The sequence below is a fragment of the Methanospirillum hungatei genome (assembly GCF_020216685.1).
In the GTDB taxonomy this organism is placed as follows: Archaea; Halobacteriota; Methanomicrobia; order Methanomicrobiales; family Methanospirillaceae; genus Methanospirillum; species Methanospirillum hungatei_B.
The window spans coordinates 1-3,327 of the sequence record NZ_JAIWNS010000286.1 but is presented as its reverse complement, the minus strand read 5'-3'; the positions used below and the strand labels follow the sequence as shown (position 1 = coordinate 3,327).

Annotated in this window: 6 protein-coding genes and 1 tRNA gene; 1 reads left to right on the top strand and 6 read right to left on the bottom strand. The window is 41.8% G+C overall.

What is annotated here, in order from left to right:
- The 6 genes from LDL35_RS15045 to LDL35_RS15020 all read right to left on the bottom strand — a co-directional run.
- Positions 1–262 (bottom strand): hypothetical protein (locus LDL35_RS15045; protein WP_304023996.1); only part of this gene is annotated, 262 nt, incomplete at its 3' end.
- A gap of 159 nt (positions 263–421) precedes the next feature.
- Positions 422–1,219 carry a hypothetical protein gene (locus tag LDL35_RS15040; RefSeq protein WP_304023993.1) on the bottom strand — a complete coding sequence of 266 codons (798 nt, stop codon included), beginning with the start codon at positions 1,217–1,219 and terminating at the stop codon, positions 422–424.
- A gap of 427 nt (positions 1,220–1,646) precedes the next feature.
- Complete coding sequence (locus LDL35_RS15035) at positions 1,647–1,829, bottom strand: hypothetical protein (protein WP_304023990.1); 183 nt, start codon at positions 1,827–1,829, stop codon at positions 1,647–1,649.
- Between the two features lie 422 nt (positions 1,830–2,251).
- Positions 2,252–2,521 (bottom strand): type II toxin-antitoxin system RelE/ParE family toxin, encoded by a 270-nt coding sequence (locus LDL35_RS15030; RefSeq protein ID WP_304023988.1) that lies wholly within the window; start codon positions 2,519–2,521, stop codon positions 2,252–2,254.
- Complete coding sequence (locus tag LDL35_RS15025; protein ID WP_304023986.1) at positions 2,518–2,718, bottom strand: hypothetical protein; 201 nt, start codon at positions 2,716–2,718, stop codon at positions 2,518–2,520. The genes LDL35_RS15030 and LDL35_RS15025 overlap by 4 nt, the downstream gene beginning before the upstream one ends.
- A 250-nt stretch (positions 2,719–2,968) precedes the next feature.
- Positions 2,969–3,058 (bottom strand) — tRNA-Met (locus LDL35_RS15020).
- A 95-nt stretch (positions 3,059–3,153) separates the two neighbouring features.
- Between LDL35_RS15020 and cutA the strand changes: the two genes are divergently transcribed.
- Positions 3,154–3,327, top strand: a 174-nt coding sequence (gene cutA / locus LDL35_RS15515) for a divalent cation tolerance protein CutA (protein WP_369694956.1), incomplete at its 3' end; no start/stop codon positions are given.

Sequence of the window (3,327 nt, the reverse complement as noted above, 5' to 3'; positions counted from 1 at the left end):
TTTCAGATGAGTTGAACTTTTGTGAGTTCTGCATGGTTCCGATTTCAGATGAGTTGAACTTTTGTGAGTTCTGCATGGTTCCAATTTCAGACGAGTTGAACTTTTCAGCAGCCTGCATAGTCCCGATTTCAGAACTGTTAAATTTGGTGATTACCATTCCACCAGGGTAGATCTCATCATCATCTGCATATGCGAAACAGAACAGTGACCCAATCACTACAACGATACCCATTAGGATTACGCCAGAACCGATGGATGCCATATTAAACCTCAGTTTTCGTTGGATAGGGAGATATTTAAGGCTAGTCTTATCTTCATTATATACTTTCTTCACAATAAAAGAAAAAATTTCAAATCGTTCCGGTTCAATCCTGCGAACCCAATAAAAAAAGAAAAATTTTGACAATTCAATATTGAATTGTTATTTTGTCGTAATGTCAAGTATCCAGCGATAAACAGATGGCGCAACATTCCCACACTGATGACAGCGCAGTACTTGATATCCCTGGAAGGTTAGCCTGTCAATTCGGTCTTTCATCTGCATAGAATTTGAAAAGGTAATCCAATGGGTTGTTCCCCCCTCGGAAAGCATGGATAGAAATATCCCTGGGTTATTCAGGAGTCCATAGGGTGTTGGAATAATTATCCGTGAGAATTTCCGCCTGAGGATCTGGTTTGCCTGCAGGGCATCTCCCCTGATGATATGAACACGTGAATGTACTCTATTCACTGATATATTGGTGGCCATCCAGGAACACGCACGTTCATTTATCTCCATCGCAATTACCATAGCGCCCCGTGCCGCAGAGGGAATGGCATATGGTCCTACTCCTGCGAATGGGACAAATACCGTCTCACCCGGTTTGATAAGGTCCGTGATTCGCTTCCGTTCTGATCCCATCTTTGATGAGAAATAGACTCTGCTGACATCAAGGCGGTACCTGAATCCATATTCCCGGTGTTCGGTGATGGTATTTTCACCAAATATGGATGTGTATTGTGACGTCCGGAATGGTCCGGTCACATCCCCGGTCTTATTTAATATGGTCTGAATTGAAGGTCTTCGTGTCCGGAGTGCGGTGACAATCTGGTCCTTGTACTGCATCAGGTCTGGAGGGATGCTGATGATTGCGATTGTGCCGATTATTTCATATCCATCCGGAAGGAGGATCAGAAGATCATCTGGGATGGTGCCGGTGAGATCTCTGCGAAGACCCATATCATCTGCGACAAAACTGGGTGTTACCTGTTCATAATTTTAATTTTTACCGTTTCATGGTTGTAATTTGGACAGTAGGTTTAGAGTGTTGGTAGTCACAGATGCGATGCATATTGCTCTTGCCCAAAAGGCGAATGCGGTATTCCTCACAACAGATGATATTTTGCTTGGATTAATTAAAAGAGGTTCCAATAAGACCTAAAAAGGCTAAAAAGGTACCTGCCGTAAAGATACCCATAAATTATAGTTTGGAGTAGGCAATAGCCCTATTCTGTGAAGTATCCAAGACTTTTAATAAGCCTGATCCTCAGGAATATTAAGGGCCTTGAGGGATTCCCTCAATAGGGTTTTTCATGTAATATGAATAAACTCGGTAATATCATGGATTTTTTGACGTTCGCCAGAAGAAAAAGAACTATCCATTTAGTTAGGATAATTTAAGAGCAAGGATGCGGGTTTTGTCACTCTCAAATTCTTCTTTGGTGACAACTCTTCCCATAGCCAGACGTACACTACCCATTCTATACCGTAAGGCATCTTTCTTCAATTGAGACTTATCTATTTTTATTGGCCTTAATTCTCTGTCCCACACATTCTCTTCAATCGGCATGAAAATCCAACCTCTGGCGTTGCCCTGCTCGCAATACTTTCCTATCTTTAGTATCAGATAATTAGGGTTTCTTATTTGTTCTGCTTATTACAGGACTCACATTGTTTTAGAGATTTGGAGAAATAGTTGCTGGAGGAATTTCACAAACCTTAGTATTTTGGGTTTTGTATGTTGTCTGTTACATTGACGCGCAAATATTCATAAGAACCGATGAATTCTGTTCTTTCATGGGTGAACTCGTCTGAACTGTCTGGTGATATACTTTAGATAGCACTATACAAGATGATCCCGGCCCGGCACACTTTTCGGAACATGTATTTTTCCATATCAAAGAAACACCCGGGTGATAACAGACAACTGGTTTTTCTATAATCCGGCAAATCAGAGAAATTATTGAAAATAACTTAATTTCCTATAATCACTCAATATTTTCGATATATGGTTTTTCTGGGGCCGGCTTCGACTACATGCACGATGAGTTTATTGTTTTGAATAGAGAGGATAGCCCGGTAACCGCCAACATGAAGAGAATGAAACGGAGACTTATCAGATCCTTCTAACTTCTGTACCCGTGACCAGGGATTCTTCTTCAGTTCATGGATGGTTTTGATTATCTCCTGAGCTATTGGCAAGGGTATTTTTTTGAGGTCCCTTTTTGCTTTATTCGAGTAGAGAATCTGAAATTCAGTCATTCAACTCCGAATTCCTTCATAATCTCTTCTTCAGTATGGACTCTTCCGGCTTTAATATCCGCCAGGGATTCTTCTATTCCTGCTATCTCTTCGGAAGTGAGAGGATCAGGATCTATGGCACACAAAAGAAGGCGCTCTATTACCGCACTATAGGACTCCCGGGGGTGTATTTTCAGGTTAGTTAATTGCTCCTTCAAATCTGATCGAATGTATATTGTGGAAGCCGCTTGCATGATTTACCTATAGGTGTTTACAGGTATTGATAGTAATGGCATGGCATAACATGATCCGTGCTGGCATATTGACTTCCTAAAAGTGAACAGTCGGATTATCACTTTTCATAGCATGAAACTGATCATTGCTGCAAGTAAAAAGAGTCAGCGCCTTAGCTGAAGGTAAAAACAATCTCTAAAAAGGAGTGTAGAAGATAAGAACTTGTTGTTCTAATGCTGTTGACGGGATCCGAACCCGCGACCTCCAGATATCTCAGTCTTGAACTTATGAGTCTGGCGCCCTAACCAGCTAGGCCACAACAGCACAAAGTGCATTATAAGAATGCCGTCTACGCTGATAAATATATCGTTATTCTCTCTCCATATTCCTCAAGTCTTTTCAGGAGAAACAGTCAGATCATGCAAGACACTATTGAAAATCAGGTTATGGTCATTTTATGTACCGCTCCACCCGGTATGGCGCATACCCTGGCAACCCAGGTCCTTGATAAACACCTGGCCGCCTGTGTGAATATCCTCGCAGCACGTTCGGTGTACCGGTGGGAAGGAGCAGTCTGTGATGAACCTGAAGAC